This window comes from Streptomyces sp. Alt3, from assembly GCF_030719215.1.
Classification (GTDB): Bacteria; Actinomycetota; Actinomycetes; order Streptomycetales; family Streptomycetaceae; genus Streptomyces; species Streptomyces glycanivorans.
On sequence record NZ_CP120983.1, the window covers coordinates 2,531,547 to 2,550,991 of the forward strand.

At 71.6% G+C, this 19,445-nt stretch carries 15 protein-coding genes and 1 pseudogene; 2 read left to right on the forward strand and 14 right to left on the reverse strand.

The features are described 5' to 3' along the window. Positions 1-50 precede the first annotated feature (50 nt). The 13 genes and pseudogenes from P8A20_RS10635 to P8A20_RS10695 all read right to left on the reverse strand — a co-directional run bounded on the left by P8A20_RS10635 (position 51) and on the right by P8A20_RS10695 (position 16,937). Positions 51-725, reverse strand: a complete 675-nt coding sequence (locus P8A20_RS10635; protein ID WP_371606116.1) for a hypothetical protein — start codon at positions 723-725, stop codon at positions 51-53. A gap of 50 nt (positions 726-775) precedes the next feature. Further along, a complete protein-coding gene (locus P8A20_RS10640) occupies positions 776-1,330 on the reverse strand; it encodes a GNAT family N-acetyltransferase (protein ID WP_147959632.1) in 555 nt (184 codons plus the stop codon). 38 nt (positions 1,331-1,368) lie between these two features. Then, positions 1,369-3,573 (reverse strand): annotated as a pseudogene (locus P8A20_RS10645) (MMPL family transporter); the annotation flags it as partial. Between the two features lie 245 nt (positions 3,574-3,818). After that, positions 3,819-5,930, reverse strand: a complete 2,112-nt coding sequence (locus P8A20_RS10650; protein WP_306103397.1) for a phosphocholine-specific phospholipase C — start codon at positions 5,928-5,930, stop codon at positions 3,819-3,821. Positions 5,931-6,122: 192 nt separating this feature from the next. Then, positions 6,123-7,631 (reverse strand): Asp-tRNA(Asn)/Glu-tRNA(Gln) amidotransferase subunit GatB, encoded by a 1,509-nt coding sequence (gene gatB / locus P8A20_RS10655; RefSeq protein ID WP_306103398.1) that lies wholly within the window; start codon positions 7,629-7,631, stop codon positions 6,123-6,125. A gap of 16 nt (positions 7,632-7,647) precedes the next feature. Then, positions 7,648-7,890 carry a hypothetical protein gene (locus P8A20_RS10660; RefSeq protein ID WP_147959628.1) on the reverse strand — a complete coding sequence of 81 codons (243 nt, stop codon included), beginning with the start codon at positions 7,888-7,890 and terminating at the stop codon, positions 7,648-7,650. After that, the gene (gene gatA, locus P8A20_RS10665) at positions 7,887-9,389 is read right to left on the reverse strand and encodes an Asp-tRNA(Asn)/Glu-tRNA(Gln) amidotransferase subunit GatA (RefSeq protein WP_147959627.1); all 1,503 of its coding nucleotides are present in this window, start codon (positions 9,387-9,389) and stop codon (positions 7,887-7,889) included. Before gatA ends, P8A20_RS10660 begins: the two co-directional genes overlap by 4 nt. A gap of 5 nt (positions 9,390-9,394) precedes the next feature. Then, the gene (gene gatC, locus P8A20_RS10670; RefSeq protein ID WP_014153935.1) at positions 9,395-9,691 is read right to left on the reverse strand and encodes an Asp-tRNA(Asn)/Glu-tRNA(Gln) amidotransferase subunit GatC; all 297 of its coding nucleotides are present in this window, start codon (positions 9,689-9,691) and stop codon (positions 9,395-9,397) included. 154 nt (positions 9,692-9,845) lie between these two features. Beyond that, positions 9,846-11,990, reverse strand: coding sequence for a putative bifunctional diguanylate cyclase/phosphodiesterase (locus P8A20_RS10675; RefSeq protein ID WP_147959626.1), 2,145 nt, complete (start codon positions 11,988-11,990; stop codon positions 9,846-9,848). Positions 11,991-12,304: 314 nt separating this feature from the next. Further along, a complete protein-coding gene (gene ligA / locus P8A20_RS10680) occupies positions 12,305-14,500 on the reverse strand; it encodes an NAD-dependent DNA ligase LigA (RefSeq protein ID WP_306103399.1) in 2,196 nt (731 codons plus the stop codon). A 46-nt stretch (positions 14,501-14,546) separates the two neighbouring features. After that, positions 14,547-15,572 (reverse strand): methionine synthase, encoded by a 1,026-nt coding sequence (locus P8A20_RS10685; protein WP_306103400.1) that lies wholly within the window; start codon positions 15,570-15,572, stop codon positions 14,547-14,549. Positions 15,573-15,625: 53 nt separating this feature from the next. Beyond that, positions 15,626-16,315 carry an SDR family oxidoreductase gene (locus P8A20_RS10690; RefSeq protein ID WP_147959624.1) on the reverse strand — a complete coding sequence of 230 codons (690 nt, stop codon included), beginning with the start codon at positions 16,313-16,315 and terminating at the stop codon, positions 15,626-15,628. A gap of 82 nt (positions 16,316-16,397) precedes the next feature. Continuing rightward, positions 16,398-16,937, reverse strand: a complete 540-nt coding sequence (locus tag P8A20_RS10695) for an LOG family protein (protein WP_147959623.1) — start codon at positions 16,935-16,937, stop codon at positions 16,398-16,400. A 97-nt stretch (positions 16,938-17,034) separates the two neighbouring features. Between P8A20_RS10695 and P8A20_RS10700 the strand changes: the two genes are divergently transcribed. Together P8A20_RS10700 and P8A20_RS10705 are read left to right on the forward strand one after the other, a co-directional pair. Continuing rightward, complete coding sequence (locus P8A20_RS10700; protein WP_147959622.1) at positions 17,035-17,370, forward strand: DUF427 domain-containing protein; 336 nt, start codon at positions 17,035-17,037, stop codon at positions 17,368-17,370. A gap of 62 nt (positions 17,371-17,432) precedes the next feature. Next, complete coding sequence (locus P8A20_RS10705; RefSeq protein ID WP_306103401.1) at positions 17,433-18,236, forward strand: alpha/beta fold hydrolase; 804 nt, start codon at positions 17,433-17,435, stop codon at positions 18,234-18,236. A 72-nt stretch (positions 18,237-18,308) separates the two neighbouring features. Here the strand turns inward: P8A20_RS10705 and mnmA are convergent, their stop codons facing one another. Further along, positions 18,309-19,442, reverse strand: a complete 1,134-nt coding sequence (gene mnmA, locus P8A20_RS10710) for a tRNA 2-thiouridine(34) synthase MnmA (RefSeq protein ID WP_147959620.1) — start codon at positions 19,440-19,442, stop codon at positions 18,309-18,311. Positions 19,443-19,445 lie beyond the last annotated feature (3 nt).

The following is a 19,445-nucleotide window of genomic DNA, read 5'->3' on the forward strand; positions in this document are numbered from 1 at the left end:
CGGTCTGGTCCGGTCCGGACGAATGCCCCTGGCCGGCTCGTCCGGGCGCCTCAGCCCCCGGCGGCGGACGGCAGGGCGACGAAGAGGTCGAAGAACATGCCTACGGAGATCAGCAGACCGAGGATTCCGAGCGAGACGCCGGCCACCGCGACCGAGCGGACCCAGCCGGCCTGCGGAAGCAGGGAGGGGGTGCCGAAGGCGGGCCGGACCAGGACGAAGACGCCGACGAGAAGCGCGAGCAGCGCGAAGATCCCGTTGACGAGAGCGGTGCTGTGCCAGGCGTCGCCGTAGATCTCGGAGATCTGCTGGGCGGCGCTGCCACCGCCGGAGGTCTTGATCTGGCCCATCAGGGTCTCGCGTTCGGCGACCACACGGCCGGTCCACGCGCCCGAGAGCGAGACGATGCCGAGTCCGGCGGCCACCACTGCGGCCGCACCCGTTCCGACTCCGGTGGCCGCGGCGGCCTCGGCGTCGGCGTACGGGTCGGGCGTCAGATCGACCTCCAGGCCGTCCTCCGCGGCCTTGTCCGTCGCGTCCACGTCCATGGCGGTCACGTCGGCCGCGGTCACGCCCGGTGCGACGCCGTCCGGAGGGGCGTCCTCCGGGGAGCCTGCCTGCTTCGTCACGCTCGGTGCGGTGGTCGCGTCCGGAGCGGTGGCGGTACCGTTCGCCGCCTTCTTCTCCTCGGTGTCGTCGGTGGTCGAAGTGGAGGGGGAGGTGTTCATGCGCCGCACGCTAGGGGCCCTCTATGAGAACCTCCTTAACACTGGGCCCCTCAGCCCCGTCCGTTACGCCAGTCGGGTGCAAGAACGGCCCAGATCTCCTCGTCGTGACGCTTCCCGCGGTACGGATACGCCTCGCGGAGCACACCTTCGCGGGTCATTCCGAGCCGCTCGGCCACCGCGACGCTGCGTCTGTTGGCGGAGGAGGCGACCCACTCGACCCGGTGCATGCCCCGCACGTCGACGGCCCAGTCGATCAGCGTCCGGGACGCGCGGGTGACCAGGCCCCGGCCCTCCGCGGCGGCCTCCAGCCAGCAGCCGATCTCGCAGTTGCCGTTCTCCGCCTCGAATATGCGGAAGAGGACACCTCCGACCAGGGTGCCGTCCAGCCAGATGCCGTAGAGCCGGCCGGTGTCGGCCGCCTGCCTGTCGGCGTACCGCTGGAGCAGCGCCCGTGCGGAGGTGAGGTCCGTGGCGGCCGCGGCGAACGGGATCCAGGGGTCGACCAGGGCCCGGGCCCGGTCCATGTGGGCCAGGAACTCCTCCGCCTGCCAGGGTTCGAGCGGGCGGAGCTCCGCCCCGTCGTCCCCCAGTGACACCGTGAACACAGTGGCTCTCCTCGGTCTTCGTACGGCTCAGTGCACGCGTTGCGCGACGGGCCGGCGTCGTCGGTGCGCTCCCCCGGGATTTTCGCACGTGGCACCGGGAGGTCCGGCGGCTCGATGCTGATGCGGGGAAGCAGCCGGTCGAGCCGGGCGGGCAGCCACCAGTTCGCGCCTCCGAGCATGTGCATCAGCGCGGGCACCAGCAGGGTGCGCAGGACGAAGGCGTCGAGCGCGACAGCGGCGGCCAGCGCGATGCCGAACATCGCGATGACGCGGTCGCCGCTGAGGACGAAGGCGAGGAAGACCGAGATCATGATCACCGCGGCGGAGTTGATCACCCTGCCGGTCTCGGCCAGTCCGACCCGCACCGACCTGCGGTTGTCCCCGGTCTCGAGCCACTCCTCGTACATGCGGCCGACGAGGAAGACCTGGTAGTCCATCGACAGTCCGAAGAGCACCGAGACCATGATCACGGGGAGGAAGGGCTCGATGGGGCCGGCGCTGCCGAGCCCGAGCAGTTCGCTCCCCCACCCCCACTGGAAGACCGCGACGACGACGCCGAAGGAGGCTGCCACGGCCGCCACGTTCATCACGGCGGCCTTGAGGGGCACGGCGAGCGACCGGAACGCCAGCAGCAGGAGCAGACAGCCGAGCCCGACGACCACCCCGACGAAGAGCGGAAGCTTTCCGACGATGATCTCCGCGAAGTCATCGTAGCCGGCCGTCACCCCGCCCACGTGCATCCGGAGCGAGGTCGTGTCCCCGACGGGCGGCAGGACGTCGTCACGCAGCCGGTCGACGAGTTCGCTGGTCCGCCGGGACTGCGGAGCGGTCTCGGGTACGACGGTAAGGAACGCGGTGTCGCCGCTGCCGTTGAACGTGATCGGGCTCACCGAGGCGACTCCGTCGGTGCCCCGCAGCACGGCGGGCAGGCCGTCGAGGGCGAGCCGGTCGTCGGCTCCGTCGAGGTGCGCGGCTACGGTCAGCGGCCCGTTGACCCCGGGGCCGAACCCCTCGGCCAGCAGGTCGTAGGCCTGACGGGTGGTGGCCGTGGCGGGATTGTTGCCCTGGTCGGAGGTGCCCAGGTGCAGGAAGAGCGTGGGCACCGCGAGTACCGCCATGACCGCGGTGGCGACCGCGCCCAGCAGCCGGGGCCGCCGCTCGACGAAGGCCGACCACCGGGCGGCGAAGCCGGTGGCCCGCTCGCTCAGCGGGCCGCGTTCGGCGAGGCGCGTGCGCTCCCGCCGGCTCAGGGCGCGCATGCCGATGAGGGAGAGCAGTGCGGGCAGCAGCGTCACGGAGGCCGCGACGGTCAGCACCACCGTGAGGGATGCGGCGATCGCCACCCCGTTGAGGAAGCCGAGCCGCAGGACCAGCATGCCGAGCAGCGCGACGCAGACGGTGGCTCCGGCGAACACCACGGCGCGGCCCGTGGTCGCGACGGCGTTCCGCGCCGCGTCGTGCACGGACAGACCGCGCCGCAGCCCCCGCCGGTGCCGGGTGACGATGAAGAGGGCGTAGTCGATCCCGACGCCGAGACCGATGAGCATGCCGAGCATCGGTGCGAAGTCGGCCACGGTCATGACGTGGCCGAGCAGCACGATGCCCGCGTAGGCCGTGCCGACGGAGACGAGGGCGGTGGCGATGGGCAGCAGGCTGGCCGCGAGCGAACCGAAGGCGAGGAAGAGGACGATCGCGGCGACGACCACCCCCACGGCCTCGCTCAGGTGGAGGACGGGCGCTTCCGTCGCGGCGACGGCGGTGCCGCCGAGCTCGACCTGGAGCCCCTCCCCCGCGGCTTCCTGCGCGGTGTCGGCGACCGCCTGGGCCTGTCCGGCCGGGATCTCCCCGGCCCTGTGGTCGAAGGTGACCGTCGCGTAGGCGGTGCGCCCGTCGGCGCTGATCTGCCCCGGGGACGCCTCACCGTAGGGGCCGGTGACGTCGCCGACCCCGGGCAGCGCGCCGATCGCGTCCAGCGTCCTGGCCATCGTCCGCTCGACGCCCCCGTCGCGGACGGTGGAGTCCGGGGTGTGCCAGACGACGGTGGCGGTGTCACCGCCGAGGTCCTCGAACCCCGCTTGCAGGAGCTCACCGGCGCGGCCCGACTCGGTACCCGGCACCTCGTAGTCGTTGGAGTACGCCGACCCCGTGAACCCCGCGGCCGTGGCCACGCCCCCGAGGACGACCAGCCAGATGAGGACTGCGGCGAGGCGGTGCCTGAGGCACCAGCGTGCGATGGCGGCCAACGGACGAGCTCCTGGGGTTCGTGGACCGTAGGGGGATATACAGGTACATCCCACGAAGTCACCTGACCTGAGAGCCTCACTCTGTCAGCCGTTCCTGCGCTTCTGCCGCTTTCGTGGGCATCGTCACACGGCTTGACTTCCGCCTCGCCCGTACGCCCGGCCCCACCGCCCGCCCGTCCCCCGCACCGCCTCTCCCTGCCCGGCACCCCGCACGCGACCGGCCCGCCCGTGACCGTCTCCGCGCGTCAGCCGGAGACGCTCGCCCTTCCGTTCTCGATGTGGCCCATCAGCCGGCGACGGAAGGATCCCGCCTCGTCCGCCGTCACCACGAGGTCGTACCAGCCGTGGGCGTCGGCCGCCGAGTGCGCGACCGTGCGGCTGCGTCCCGGCTTGACCTTGACGGTCCGGCTCCAGTCCCGCAGGTCGTCCTCGTCGACGTATCCGAGGGGCCGGACGGTGAAGGTCAGCGTCCGCCTGCCGTTGTTGCGCAACGTGAGGTGCAGGTCCCGCTCGTGGGCGTCGACGCGGGAGGAAACCTCGGCGGCGCCGTCGGCCGCTCCTTCGAACTCCCGCCGGAAGCCGTTCGGCCCGGTGACCGTGAAGCGGTATCCCTCGCCGCTCAGCGGCACCGTCCACCGTGCCGCGCCCATGACGTCCCGGTGCTGCGGGGCGGGGAACTCCTGGGCGTAGGGGTAGAGGGCGAAGTGTGCCGAGGACCGGCCGGTGTTGCTGAGGTCCACCCGCAGTCCGCCGTCCACGAGCGTCGCCCGGGCGTCGGTCTGGTACGGCAGGGGCCGGGCCGGGCGGGTGCCCTGCTCCTGGACGGGCATGTGCTGGACGGCCGGCGGCCTGGGCTGCCAGCGGCCACCGAACGGCGGTATCGCGGCCGGGAGTTCCGTCTCCGGCTGCCGCCGGGCGCGGGTGAAGTCGAAGGCCGAGGTGAGGTCACCGGTGACCTGGCGCCGCCAGGCGCCGATGTTGGGTTCCGCGATCCCCGTCCAGCGCTCCAGGAGGCGGATCACGGAGGTGTGGTCGAAGACCTCCGAGCAGACGTATCCGCCGACCGACCAGGGGGAGACGACCAGCAGGGGCACCCGTATCCCCAGCCCGGTGGGCCTGCCCTCCCAGTGCTCCTCGGTCACCTCGGCAGGGGCGACCGGCGGCGGCACGTGGTCGAAGAAGCCGTCGTTCTCGTCGTAGTTGATGAGGACGACGGTGCGACGCCATACGTCGGGGTTCCTGCCGAGCGCGTCCAGGACCTTGTAGACGATCGTCGCGCTGTGCACCGGCGAGGAGACGCTGGGGTGCTCGGAGTCCACCGCGGAGGGGACCAGGTAGGAGACCTCGGGCAACGTCCCGGCCGCCACGTCCCGGGCGAACTCGTCGGCGAGCGTGCCCGTCGGGAGCCGCCGCAGTCCCCGCTCGAACAGGCTGCGCTCGGCGGGGGTCAGGGCGGCGACGCCCTCGTCGAGCAGGCCGAGCAGCCGCTCCCGCTCGCCCTCCGCGGCCGCGTCCCGCACGGTGGCGTAGAAGGACTCCATGTACGTGTGCCCGCCGGTCCTGGCCAGCGCCTTGCGGGCGACGGCCTTGAAGGTGGCGAAGAACTCGATCTGGTTGTCGGTGAAGTTCTCCCACTCGGTGTAGGTCTTCCAGCTCCGCCCGGCCTTCTCCAGCCGCTCGGCGTACGTGCCCCAGTCGTATCCGGGGTGGGTGCCCTCGTCGTACGCGTCGTTGCCCACGGCCCGCCTGCCGTCGGCCTCGTCGCCCGTCCGGCCGCTCCACAGGTGGTTGCGGTTCGGGCTGGTGGAGCTGTGGATCGAGGAGTGGTAGGCGTCGCAGACCGTGAAGGTGTCGGCCAGCTCGTGGTGCAGGGGAATGTCGCCGCGGTCGTAGTACGCCATGGTCGCGGCGGTCTTCGCGGTGACCCAGCCGTCCATCCAGCCTTCGGACCAGGCCTTGGCGCCGCCGCTCCACGAGTGGTCGAGGGCACCGATGTACTGCAGGTCCTTCTTCTGTGCTTGTGCCGCCTCGCGCACGGGGAACGGAAGGACTGCGGAACCCGCCGGTCCGGGTTGTTCGAAGACCGGCCTGCCCGAGGGGAGTTCGATCGCGTTCCGGTCGCCAAAGCCACGCACCCCGCGCAGGGTCCCGAAGTAATGATCGAAGGAACGGTTCTCCTGCATCAGGATCACCACATGCTCGATGGCGTCCAGCCCCGCACGACCGGGCCGGCCGGCCGCGGGCCCCGCGGCGATCGCCGCCTGGAGCGACGGTGGCAGGAACGATCCCGCCGCCGCGGCGCCGAGTGCGCCGCCCCCGAGGGCGAAGAGCCGCCGCCGTGACATGTCCGTCGTCAAGTGAGCCTCCCGGTTCCGTGTCTACGCCTGGAAGCTAGTCACGCCGGGTGGCGACGGGAAGACCGCCGTACGGCCTGACGGTGAACGTCTCCGGGAGTGCCTCCAGGCCGGCACCCGCAGCCGGCACCGGGCAGCGCGAAGGGGCGGTGCTCCCGGTCAACGGGTGCACCGCCCCCAGGGGCGTGCCGGGTATCAGCCCTCGACGCCGAGCTTCTCCAGGATCAGCTCACGCACACGCGCGGCGTCCGCCTGACCGCGGGTGGCCTTCATGACCGCTCCCACGAGCGCTCCGGCCGCCGCGACCTTGCCGCCGCGGATCTTGTCGGCGATGGCCGCGTTGGCCGCGATCGCCTCGTCGACGGCGGTGCCGAGGGCACCCTCGTCGGAGACGACCTTCAGGCCGCGCTTCTCGACGACGGTGTCCGGGTCGCCCTCGCCCGCGAGGACGCCTTCGAGGACCTGGCGCGCCAGCTTGTCGTTGAGGTCGCCGGAGGCCACGAGTTCCGCCACCCGGGCGACCTGCGCCGGGGTGACCGGCAGCTCGTCCAGGCTGCGGCCCGTCTCGTTGGCGTTGCGGGCGAGCTCGCCCATCCACCACTTGCGGGCCTGGTCGGAGGGTGCGCCCGCGTCGGTCGTGGCGACGATCAGGTCGACCGCGCCCGCGTTGAGGATGGACTGCATGTCGTGCTCGTTGACACCCCACTCCTCCTTCAGCCGCTTGCGACGCAGCCGGGGCAGCTCGGGAAGCTCCTTGCGGAGCTCCTCGACCCAGTCGCGGGAAGGGGCGACCGGAACCAGGTCCGGCTCGGGGAAGTAGCGGTAGTCCTCGGCGTTGTCCTTGATCCGGCCGGCCGTGGTGGAGCCGTCCTCCTCGTGGAAGTGCCGGGTCTCCTGCACGATCGTGCCGCCGGAGTTCAGCACCGCGGCATGGCGCTGGATCTCGAAGCGGGCGGCGCGCTCGACGGAACGCAGCGAGTTGACGTTCTTCGTCTCGGAGCGCGTGCCGAACTTCTCACGGCCGTGCGGACGCAGCGACAGGTTGACGTCGCAGCGCATCTGGCCCATCTCCATGCGGGCCTCCGAGACGCCGAGCGCCTTGATGAGCTCACGGAGCTCGGCGACGTACGCCTTGGCGACCTCGGGGGCGCGCGCTCCGGCTCCCTCGATCGGCTTGGTGACGATCTCGATGAGCGGGATGCCGGCGCGGTTGTAGTCCAGCAGCGAGTGGGAGGCGCCGTGGATGCGGCCGGTGGCACCGCCGACGTGCGTCGACTTGCCGGTGTCCTCCTCCATGTGCGCGCGCTCGATCTGCACGCGGAAGATCTCGCCGTCCTCCAGCTGGACGTCCAGATAGCCGTCGAAGGCGATCGGCTCGTCGTACTGGGAGGTCTGGAAGTTCTTCGGCATGTCCGGATAGAAGTAGTTCTTCCGGGCGAAGCGGCACCACTCGGCGATCTCGCAGTTCAGCGCGAGCCCGATCTTGATGGCGGACTCGACGCCGATCTCGTTGACGACCGGAAGCGCGCCCGGCAGTCCGAGGCATACCGGGCAGGTCTGCGAGTTCGCGTCCTGCTTGAGCTCGGTGGAGCACCCGCAGAACATCTTGGTCTTGGTGCCGAGCTCCACATGGACCTCGAGGCCCATGACGGGGTCGTACGTCGCGAGGGCGTCCTCGTACGACTCCAGGTCGATGACAGTCACGGTGAAACTTTCCCTCTCAGCCCAGCAGGACGTCGTCGTCGCCGAGACGCTTGAGTTCGCGGTAGAGGATCGCCAGACCGGTGACGATCGCGGCGGCCGAGACGGCGGCGTCGATCAGCCGGAGGGTGTCGTTCTCCTGGCGGGCCATCTTCACCTGCTTGTAGACGCTGAGCGCGCCGAAGGCGGTGGTACCCATGGACACGTACGCGCCGGTCTTGGACTTCTTGAAGTTCTTGGCCTTCTTAGCCATTGCGCTCATAGCGACGGAGCCTCCTCAAGCAGCGGGTGCCCCCACCTTTCCACGAAGGCGGCCTCGACGGCGGCTCCGACCTTGTACAGCCGGTCGTCCTTCATGGCGGGGGCGATGATCTGCAGCCCGACCGGCAGGCCGTCCTCCGGAGCCAGGCCGCAGGGCAGCGACATGGCGGAGTTGCCGGCGAGGTTGGTCGGAATGGTGCACAGGTCCGCGAGGTACATCGCCATCGGGTCGTCGGCGCGCTCGCCGATCGGGAAGGCGGTGGTGGGCGTCGTCGGCGAGACGATCACGTCCACCTGCTCGAACGCCTTCTCGAAGTCCTGCGTGATGAGCGTGCGGACCTTCTGGGCCGAGCCGTAGTACGCGTCGTAGTAGCCGGAGCTGAGCGCGTACGTACCGAGGATGATGCGGCGCTTGACCTCGTCGCCGAAGCCGGCCTCGCGGGTGAGCGCGGTGACGTCCTCGGCGGAGCGCGTGCCGTCGTCGCCGACCCGCAGGCCGTAGCGCATGGCGTCGAAGCGCGCCAGGTTCGAGGAGCACTCCGACGGCGCGATCAGGTAGTACGCCGAAAGAGCGAGGTCGAACGAGGGGCAGTCCAGCTCGACGACCGTGGCGCCGAGGGACTTCAGCAGCTCGACGGACTCGTTGAAGCGCTGGACGACACCGGCCTGGTAGCCCTCGCCGGCGAACTGCTTGACCACGCCGACGCGCATGCCCTGGACCGAGCCGTTGCGCGCGGCCTCGACGACCGGCGGGACCGGTGCGTCGATGGACGTCGAGTCGAGCGGGTCGTGGCCGCCGATGACCTCGTGCAGCAGGGCCGCGTCCAGGACCGTGCGGGCACAGGGGCCGCCCTGGTCGAGGGAGGACGAGAAGGCGACCATGCCGTAGCGGGAGACACCGCCGTAGGTGGGCTTGACGCCGACGGTGCCGGTGACGGCCGCGGGCTGGCGGATGGAGCCGCCGGTGTCCGTGCCGATGGCGAGCGGCGCCTCGAAGGAGGCCAGCGCGGCGGAGGAACCGCCGCCGGAGCCGCCCGGGATGCGGGTGAGGTCCCAGGGGTTCCCGGTCGGACCGTACGCGCTGTTCTCGGTGGAGGACCCCATGGCGAACTCGTCCATGTTGGTCTTGCCGAGGATGACGACGTCGGCCGCCTTCAGCTTCTTGGTGAGGGTCGCGTCGTACGGCGGGACCCAGCCCTCGAGGATCTTCGAACCGACGGTGGTCGGCATGTCCTGCGTGGTGAAGATGTCCTTGAGCGCGAGCGGGACGCCGGCCAGCGGGCCGAGCTTCTCGCCCGCCTCGCGCTTGGCGTCGACGGCGCGGGCCTGCGCGAGCGCGCCCTCGCGGTCGATGTGCAGGAAGGCGTGGACCTTCTCGTCGATGGCGTCGATCCGGGCCAGGTGGGCCTCGGTGACCTCGACGGCCGTCAGCTCGCCGGAGGCGATCCTCGCGGCGATCTCGGCCGCGGTGAGCTTGATGATGGTGCTGATGTCCGTCATGGCTGTTAGTCCTCCCCCAGGATCTGCGGCACCTTGAAACGCTGCTGCTCCTGGGCCGGGGCGCCGGAGAGCGCCTGCTCGGGGGTGAGCGACGGACGGACCTCGTCCGCGCGCATGACGTTGGTCAGCGGCAGCGGGTGGGAGGTCGGCGGTACGTCTTGGTCGGCGACCTCGGAGACGCGGGCGACCGCGCCGATGATGTCGTCGAGCTGACCGGCGAAGTGCTCGAGCTCTTCGCCCTTCAGCTCCAGACGCGCCAGCCGGGCGAGGTGGGCGACCTCCTCGCGCGTGATGCCAGGCATGCAGCGATCCTCAGGGTTTGGTGTGTGGTTTTGGCCCAATCCTATGGGGTCGCCGGACACCTCTGCGGCGGGCGGACGGAGCCCGGCCGTCGATTGAGGACAAATCGGCCATCGAGCGCCGCCCCGCCCCTCACGGTCCGGCCCGTCGAGGGGCTCAGGCCGTGGCCGGGCCGGGATTGAGCGCGCGCCCCGCGGGCCTGGGCGCCGGCTCGGGTGGCGCCGCCTGCGCGGCCGCGGCCTCCAGCTCCGACGGCCTCCGCCATCCGTGCTCTCCCCGGGCACGCAGCCAGGCAGTCGTCTCCTGCGGCGGCATGGCCGCGGCGACGAGCCACCCCTGCACCGCGTCGCAGCGCAGGTCCCGCAGCCGCTCCCAGGTCTCGTCGTCCTCGACGCCCTCGGCGACGACGATCAGGCCCAGCGAGTGGGCCAGGTCGATGGTGCAGCGGACGATCTCTGCGTCCTCGTTGTCCACGGCCAGCCGCGCGACGAACGACCGGTCGATCTTGAGCTCGCTCACCGGCAGCTTGCGCAGGTGTACGAGGGAGGAGTAGCCGGTACCGAAGTCGTCGAGGGACATCTTCACGCCGTGCCCGGTGAGTCCCGCCAGGGTGTCGGCGGCCCGCTGGGGGTCCTCCAGCAGGACGTGCTCGGTTATCTCCAGCTGCAGCGCGCCGGCCGGGACACCGTGCCGGGCGAGCCGCGCGGCGACACTGCCCGCGAAGCCCGGGGTGTGCACGTCGCGCGGAGAGACGTTGACGGCGACGGGGACGAACAGCCCCTGCGCCCGCCACCGCGCCACCTGGGCCAGCGCGGTCTCCAGCACGTACTCGGTGAGGTGGGGCATCAGCCCGGAGGACTCCGCGATCGCGATGAACTCGTCCGGGGGGACCCGTCCGCGCTCCGGGTGCACCCAGCGCACCAGTGCTTCGAGGCCGGCCACCTGCCCGTCGAAACGGACCTTGGGCTGGTAGTGGAGCTCCACCTCGCGGGCGTCCAGGGCGCGGCGCAGGTCGCCCAGCAGACCGAGCCGGTCCGGGGTGTTGCTGTCGCGCTTGGACTCGTAGACCTCCACGCCCGTGCGGTCCCGCTTGGCCTGGTACATCGCCACGTCCGCCCGTCTGAGCAGGCCCTCGGCGTCCAGCGCGTGGTCGGGGTGGACGGCGACACCCGCGCTGGCCTCCAGCACGAGGGTGAGCCCGTCGAGGTCGAGGGGCGAGGAGAGCTCGGCGACCAGATGACGGGCGATGCGCTGGGCGCTGGTGATCGAGTCCGCGGTCGGCAGCAGCACGGCGAACTCGTCGCCCCCGAGCCGCGCGGCCTCCGCACCGCGCGGGAGGGCGAGCCGCAGCCGCTCCGCGATCTGGAGCAGGAGCCGGTCACCGGCGAGATGACCGAGGGTGTCGTTCACGGCGCGGAACCGGTCGAGGTCGATGAGGACGAGGGCGGTCCGCTCGCCCGTGGCGCCGGCCTCCTCGAGTGCCGTCCACGTCCTCTCCAGGAGCCACTGACGGTTGGGCAGGCCGGTGAGCGGGTCCCTGAGTTGTTCCTCGGCACGCGCGCGGGCTATCCAGAGTGTGGAGTCCAGGGCGATCAGCGGGACGGCGAAGAGCGGCAGCAGCACCGGCGTGGCCGACGCCACCACGCAGATCAACGGGGCGATGCCGAGCAGGGCGACCGCGACGAGTCCCTGGCGCAGCAGTGCCGTTCGGGCGATCGTCGGCAGTCCGCCGGTCTGCGACGCCCTGGCGTACCAGAGCAGGACGCGGGTGACGAGCAGGTACGCACCGGCGGCGAGGAGCACTTCCGGCACGGCCTCGATGCCCCAGTGGAGTGGCCGCCAGGGTGTCTCGACGCTCGGCACCTGGCCGAAGGCGGCCAGGACGAGCGCGGCCGCCCCGATGCCGAGTATGTCCACGGCGCCGTGCAACAGCCCCTGCCACCACCGGTGACGCCTGGCCGTGCCGACGAGCACCACGACGACGAGGCTGACCAGGCCGGCGGCCACCCAGCCGTAGAGCAGCAGAACTGCGAGGGTGAGGGCCGCGCCGGAGCCTGTGCCGCCCCACCAGCGGTCTCGGCCCAGGGCGACCAGATGGCCCACGATGATCCCGGTGAGCACGGCGAGCGACCAGCCCGCGGTGCCGGACGGGAAGAGCGCGTGGCCGTCGTCGACCGTCCGGTAGAAGCCGACGGCGAGCTGCAGCGCGGCGACCGCCACGACGGTGGCGCCCACCTTGGACGTGAGGCCCACGAAACCTTGCAGCCCCGACACCGGTGCGGCGCTCTCGGTCGGTTTCATTCCGTCCCTCTCACAGCCGGCGGTACCGATGTCCCACGGTGGCCCCCGCCCCCATGCCACCACGAACCGAATCCCACCACGCAGCCGGGCACGGCAGGTGTGCGTTCAACAGTAGGCCGACGAGGGCCCCCACGGGCAGCGCTCTGCAGGTCTTGCCCGAATGGGGTCCTGGTACCACCGACCGTCTGATATGCGCCGAACAGGTGTTGCCGGGGGCCGGACCGGGCCTCCGGATCTCCTCCCGCCCGCCTCGTCGGCATACTTCCCCCCTGGCTCATGACCACGCGACCGGTCATGTCTCGATCGCGCCTCGATCACGCCTCGGCGGGGACAGCGGCCTCCCGGGCCGCGTCCGGCCCCTGTCCGAGGAGCACGGCGAAGCCCTCCTCGTCGAGTACGGGCACCTTCAGCTGCATCGCCTTGTCGTACTTCGACCCCGGGTTGTCGCCGACCACCACGAAGGACGTCTTCCTGGAGACCGAGCCGGTGACCTTCGCCCCCAGGCTCTGGAGCGCGTCCTTGGCGCCGTCCCTGGTGTGCGCGGTCAGCGTGCCGGTGACCACGACGGTGAGGCCCTCCAGGGGCCGCGGCCCCTCGTCCTCACCCGCGCCCTCGTCCTCCATCCGGACCCCGGCCTCCCGCCACTTGCGCAGGATCTCGCGGTGCCAGTCCTCGGCGAACCACTGTTTGACCGAGGCGGCGATGATGGGCCCCACCCCGTCCGCCGCGGCGAGTTCCGCCTCGGACGCCTCGTCGATCCGCTCCACGGACCGGAACTGCCGGGCCAGTTCGACGGCGGCCACCGGCCCCACGTGCCGGATCGAGAGCCCGGTGAGGATCCTGGCGAGCGGGGCCTGCCTGGCCGCCGCGATGCCCTCCAGCATGCCGAGGGCGTTCTTCTTCGGCTCGCCCTGCTGGTTTGCGAAGACCGTGGCGATCTTCTCCTCGCCCGTCTTCGGGTCACGCTTGGGCAGCCCGCTGTCCGGGTCCAGGACATACGCCCGGATGGGCAGCAGCTGTTCCACCGTCAGGCCGAAGAGGTCGCCCTCGTCCAGCAGCGGCGGCTCCTCGGGCTCCAGCGGTCTGGTCAGGGCCGCGGCGGCCACATAGCCGAAGTGGTCGATGTCCAGGCACTTACGGCCAGCCAGGTAGGCCAGGCGCTCCCTCAACTGAGCGGGGCAGGAACGGGCGTTGGGGCAGCGGAGGTCGATGTCTGCCTCCTTCATCGCCCGCAGCGGCGTCCCGCACTCGGGGCACTCGGACGGCATGACGAACTCATGCTCGCTGCCGTCCCGCAGGTCGACGACCGGGCCGAGGATCTCCGGGATGACGTCGCCCGCCTTGCGGAGCACCACCGTGTCACCGATGAGGACGCCCTTGGCCTTCACCACGTTCTGGTTGTGCAGGGTGGCGAACTCGACCTCGGAGCCCGCCACCTCGACCGGCTCGACCTGGGCGTACGGCGTGACCCGGCCGGTGCGTCCGACGCCGACGCGGATGTTGACCAGCTTGGTGTTGACCTCCTGCGGGGCGTACTTCCAGGCGATCGCCCAGCGCGGCGCGCGCGAGGTGGAGCCCAGCCTGCCCTGCAGCGGGATCTCGTCGAGCTTGACGACCACGCCGTCGATCTCGTGCTCGACGGACTGGCGGTTCTCGCCGAACCAGGCGATGAACTCACGGACCTCGTCGAGGGACTCCACGACCTTGTTGTGCCTGGCGGTCGGCAGGCCCCACTCCCTCAGCAGGTCGTAGGCCTGGGAGAGCCGGTCGATGTCGAAGCCCTCGCGGGCGCCGATGCCGTGCACCACCATGTGCAGCGGGCGGGTGGCGGTGACCTTCGGGTCCTTCTGCCGCAGCGATCCGGCCGCCGCGTTGCGCGGGTTGGCGAAGGGCTTGTCCCCGGCCTCGACGAGCCGGGCGTTGAGCCCCTCGAAGGCCTCCATCGGGAAGAAGACCTCACCCCGGATCTCGACGAGCGCGGGGATGTCGTCCCCCTTGAGGCGGAGCGGGATCTCCGCGATCGTACGGACGTTGGGGGTGATGTCCTCCCCCGTCCGGCCGTCGCCGCGGGTCGCCGCGCGGGTCAGCCTGCCGTGCTCGTAGGTGAGGTTGACGGCGAGACCGTCCACCTTGAGCTCGCACAGGAAGTGGTACCCGCCCCCGCCCACGTCCTTGGCCACGCGCTCGGCCCAGGCGGCGAGCTCCCCGTCGTCGAATGCGTTGTCCAGGGAGAGCAGGCGCTCACGGTGTTCGACGGAGGTGAACTCCGTGGTGTAGGGGCCCGCGACCTTCTGGGTCGGCGAGTCCGGTGTGCGCAGCTCCGGGTGCTCGTCCTCGATGGCCTCCAGCGCGCGCATCTGCCGGTCGAACTCCGCGTCGTCGACGACCGGCTGGTCCTTCACGTAGTACCGGAAGCGGTGCTCCTCGATCTGCTCGGCGAGAAGTGCGTGCTGTTCGCGCACCTCCGCCGGCACACCGGTCAGCTGCTGCGCCTGCTGTTCGCCGGCCATCGCCTGTTCCTCCGTTGCCCCGTTGACTTCCGACCTCGACGACCCGTCACTCAGGGTTGTCCGCGAGCGACTTCGCGGCCCGGGCGCAGTGGGCGAGCGCGGCGCGCGCGTACGCGGGCGACGCCCCCGCCAGACCGCAGGACGGAGTGATCACGACGGACTCGCTGAGAGTCCCCGGATTCAGCCCCAGCCTGCTCCACAACGTCCTGACCTCCTTGACGCTACCGCCCGGGTCCGACAATGCGGTCGAGGCGGCGTCCATGCCGGGAACCACGCCGAGGAAGAGCTGGGTACCGCCCTCGACGGCCTCCCCGATCGCTTCCTCCTCACGCTCGGTGAGCAGGGAGAAGTCGAAGGACACCGCGCCCGCCCCCGCGCGGCGCAGCAGAGCGAACGGCACCTCCGGCGCGCAGGAGTGGACGGCGGTGAGTCCCTCGCCGTTCACCGCGAGCACGTCCCGCAGTGTTCCCTCGACGACCTGGCGGTCCACGGCGCGGTAGGTGCGGTAGCCGCTCGCCGACCTGATCCGGCCCCTCAGCACGGCGGTCAGGGAGGGTTCGTCGAGCTGGAGCACGACCTCGGCGCCGGGAACCCGGCGCCGTACCTCGGCGAGGTGGGAGCGCAGCCCCTCGGCCAGGGAACCGGCCAGGTCACGGCAGGCCCCCGGGTCGCCCAGCATGGCCTCGCCGCCCCGCAGCTCCAGCCCGGCGGCGAGGGTCCAGGGGCCGACGGCCTGGACCTTCAGCAGCCCTTCGTAGCCCTGGGTGAACTCCTCCAGCGCGTCGAGGTCCTCGCCCAGCCAGGAGCGGGCCCTGCGGGTGTCGCGGCCGGGGCGGTCGCTGATCCGCCAGCCGCTGGGCTCGACATGGCCGTACATCTCGACGAGCAGACCCACGGTCCGGCCGGTCATGTCCGCGCCGGGGCCCCGCGCGGGCAGCTCCGCCAGGTACGGCATGCCCCGGCCGTCGGCGAAGGACCCGGTGACGGTCTTGGCCGCTTCCCGGGCGTCTCCCCCCGGCATGGACCCGATCCCGGTGGCTGCACTCGCGCTGAACCCGCTCTTCTCGCTCACGCGGAAAGCCTACGGGCCCCGGCGCGGGCCGTCGGCGGCCGCCCGGCAGCCCCTCAGCGGCCGGGGCGGACCGTCAGGTCGTTGATCTCGGCGTCGCGCGGCAGATCGAGTGCCAGCAGGATCGTGGTGGCCACGGACTCCGGGTCGATCCAGCGCGAGGCGTCGTACTCCTTGCCCTCCTGCTGGTGGACCTTGGCCTGCATGGGGCTGGCGGTGCGGCCCGGGTAGACGGAGGTGACCCGGACGCCGTTGCCGTGCTCCTCGTGGCGCAGGGAGTCGGCGAGTGCCTTGAGCCCGTGCTTGCTGGCGGCGTACGCGCCCCACTCGGCGTGGGCCGCGAGGCCTGCCCCGGAGTTCACGAAGACGACGTGGCCCTGCGCGACGCGGAGCTGCGGCAGCATCAGACGCGTGAGCTCGGCCGGGGAGACCAGGTTGGCGTTGAGCTGGTGGTGCCAGGCCTTCGGGGTCAGGTCGCCGACCGTGCCGAGTTCGACGACGCCCGCGATGTGCAGCAGCGAGTCGAGGTGCTCGGGCATCGGCTGGTGGCCGAACGCCCAGGAGAGCCGGTCGGGATTGCCGAGGTCGCCGACGAGCGTGCGGGCCCCGGGGTGGAGGGCGGCCAGTTCCTTGGCGCGTCCGGCGTCCCGGGCCAGCAGCACGAGGTCGTCGCCGCGCTCCAGGAGACGGCGGGCGACGGCGGCGCCGATGCCGGAGCCGGCACCGGTGATGAGGTGAGTAGGCATGCCCTCATGCTCGCACCAGGGCATGCCGGCATCGGAGCAGGCCTGCCGGTTTCCCCCGGGACGCCCGGCCGGGGCGTCCCGGTCAGCGCAGCCCTGCCGACTCCTCCAGGTAGGCCAGCGCGCCGACACCGTCCTTGGCGAAGAAGACCAGCTCGGTGAGGGGCAGCGGCAGGAAGCCCTCGTCCTCCATGCGCTGGAACTGCTGGCGCAGGCCGTCGTAGAAACCGGCGGTGTTCAGCAGGACGACGGGCTTGGTGTGCTTGCCGTGCTTCTTCAGTTCCAGGATCTCCGTGGCCTCGTCGAGCGTCCCCGTGCCGCCGACCATGATCACGATCGCGTCGGACTTCTCCAGAAGCAGCGCCTTGCGCTCGGCCAGGTCCTTGGCGATCACCATCTCGTCGGCGTTCGTCCGCGCCTTGGCCGCCAGGAAGTCCACCGACACCCCGACGAGCCGGCCGCCGGCCTCCTGGACGCCGTCGGCGACGACCTTCATCAGCCCGCTCTCCGACCCGCCCCAGACCAGGGTGTGTCCGCCCCTGCCCAGCAGTTCGGCGAACTCGCGGGCGGGCACGGTGTAGCGGTCGTCGAGGTCGGCGGCGGAGAGGAAGACGCAGATGTTCATGCGGACACCGTACGACCGCTGCCCGGTGCGGGAGGAAACCGGTGCGGGAAGAAGGCGGTACGGGAAGAAACCGGCCTTCCGCGGGGCTGAACCCGGTATGGCCTCCATCACAGGACACACCATCACCGTCGAACCCTCCGCCACGCACGTGCGCGCGGTGCACGACGGGCAGGTGCTCGCCGAGAGCCGCCGCCCGCTCGTGCTGCGGGAGACGGGCTGTCCCGACCGTTACTACCTGCCGCCCGAGGACGTCCGTACGGAGCTGTTGTCACCCTCGGACACCCGTACGCACTGTCCGTTCAAGGGGGACGCGTCGTACTGGTCACTGCCCGGAGCCGCGGACCTCGTCTGGGCCTACCCGGAGCCGAAGGAGGAGGTCGCCGCGATCAGGGACCACTTCTGCTTCTACGCCACGGACGTCGTGCCCGACTGACCGTCAGAAATATTTTCTCGCACCGGCGATGAGTTCCGCGCGGCCCGGCGGTCCACCCTCACATGGACAAGACTCTCTCCCGTGACGGCACGTCGATCGCGTACCGCCGTCACGGCGACGGGCTACCGGTGATCCTGGTCGGCGGGGCCCTGAGCACCGCGGCCGACGAGGCGCCGCTGGCCGCCCTGCTGGCCCCGCGCTTCACGGCCGTCACGTACGACCGGCGGGGGCGCGGGGCGAGCGGAGACGGCGGTCCGTGGTCGCTGCGCCGCGAGATCGAGGACCTGGCGGCGGTCGCGGCTGCGGCGGGCGGGCGCGTCTCACTGTTCGGCATGCTGTCGGGCGGGGCGCTGGCTCTGGAGGCGCAGGCCGCTGGGCTGCCCGTGGACCTGCTGGCGGTCTACCAGCCGCCGTACACCCCTGGGCCGGACGGCCTGCTGTACAAGTCACGCTGCACGGCGCTGCTGCACCGGCTGCTCGCGGAGGGCGACCGGGCCGGGGCGGTCGAGCTGTACCTGTCACAGACCGGGATCCCGGAGGAGACGGTCGCCCGCATGCGCCGGGCCCCGCTGTGGGCGGGCCTGGAAGCGGTGGCCCACACCCTCGCGTACGACGACGCCCTGCTGGGTGACGGCGCGGTGCCCGTCGCACGGTTCGCGTCCGTCACGGCGCGCACCCTCGTCATGACGGGCGGCTTCAGCACGGAGCAGGCCAGGACGACGAGCCTGGCCCTCGCGGCAGCGGTCCCACGCGCCAGGCAGCGCACCCTGACCGGTCAGACCCGCGAGCTGGCACCGCACGCGATCGCGCCGGTGCTGGCGGAGTTCTTCGCCCGGGAGGTGTTCGCCGGACGGGTTTCCCGATGACTTCGCGCGGGTCACGTCCGTACAGGGGTCGGACGTGACCCGCGCGGAAGACCAGGTGGCTCCGGACGGCCCTCAGCCGCCCGCCGCCGCCCTCTCCCTGCGCACCGTCGTCGCGATCGTCGCCGAGCCGACGACCCGCGTCCCGTCGTACAGCACGACCGCCTGGCCCGGTGCCACACCCCGGACCGGCTCGGTGAAATCGACCGACAGGATGCCGTCGGTCAGCTCGGCCGTCACCTCGGTCTCGCCGCCGTGGGCCCTCAGCTGAGCGGTGTACGTGCCGGGCCCGGACGGGGCCGTGCCGCACCAGCGGGGCTTGATCGCGGTGAGGGCGGTGACGTCCAGGGCCTCCACCGGGCCGACCGTCACCGTGTTGTTCACCGGGGAGATGTCCAGGACGTAGCGGGGCTTGCCGTCGGGGGCCGGGTGGCCGATGCGCAGGCCCTTGCGCTGGCCGATGGTGAAGCCGAACGCGCCCTCGTGGGTGCCGACCTTGGCGCCCTCCTCGTCGAGGATGTCGCCCTCCGCCGGGCCGCCGAGCCGGCCGGCCAGGAAGCCCTGGGTGTCGCCGTCCGCGATGAAGCAGATGTCGTGGCTGTCGGGCTTCTTCGCGACCGCCAGACCGCGGCGCTCGGCCTCGGCCCGGATCTCGTCCTTGGTGGTGAGGGTGTCGCCCAGCGGGAACATCGCGTGGGCGAGCTGCCTCTCGTCCAGGACACCGAGGACGTAGCTCTGGTCCTTGGCCATGTCCGAGGCACGGTGCATCTCGCGGGTGCCGTCGTCCTTCAGCACGACCGTGGCGTAGTGGCCGGTGCAGACCGCGTCGAAGCCGAGGGCCAGCGCCTTGTCGAGCAGCGCCGCGAACTTGATCTTCTCGTTGCAGCGCAGGCAGGGGTTGGGCGTCCGCCCGGCCTCGTACTCCGCGACGAAGTCGTCCACGACGTCCTCACGGAAGCGTTCCGCCAGGTCCCAGACGTAGAACGGGATGCCGATGACGTCCGCCGCGCGGCGGGCGTCCCGGGAGTCCTCGATGGTGCAACAGCCGCGCGCGCCCGTACGGAAGGACTGCGGGTTCGCGGAGAGGGCGAGGTGCACACCGGTCACGTCGTGGCCTGCCTCGGCGGCTCGGGCGGCCGCGACGGCGGAGTCGACTCCGCCCGACATGGCGGCGAGCACGCGGAGGGGGCGCTGGGAGGTCTCAGTCATAGC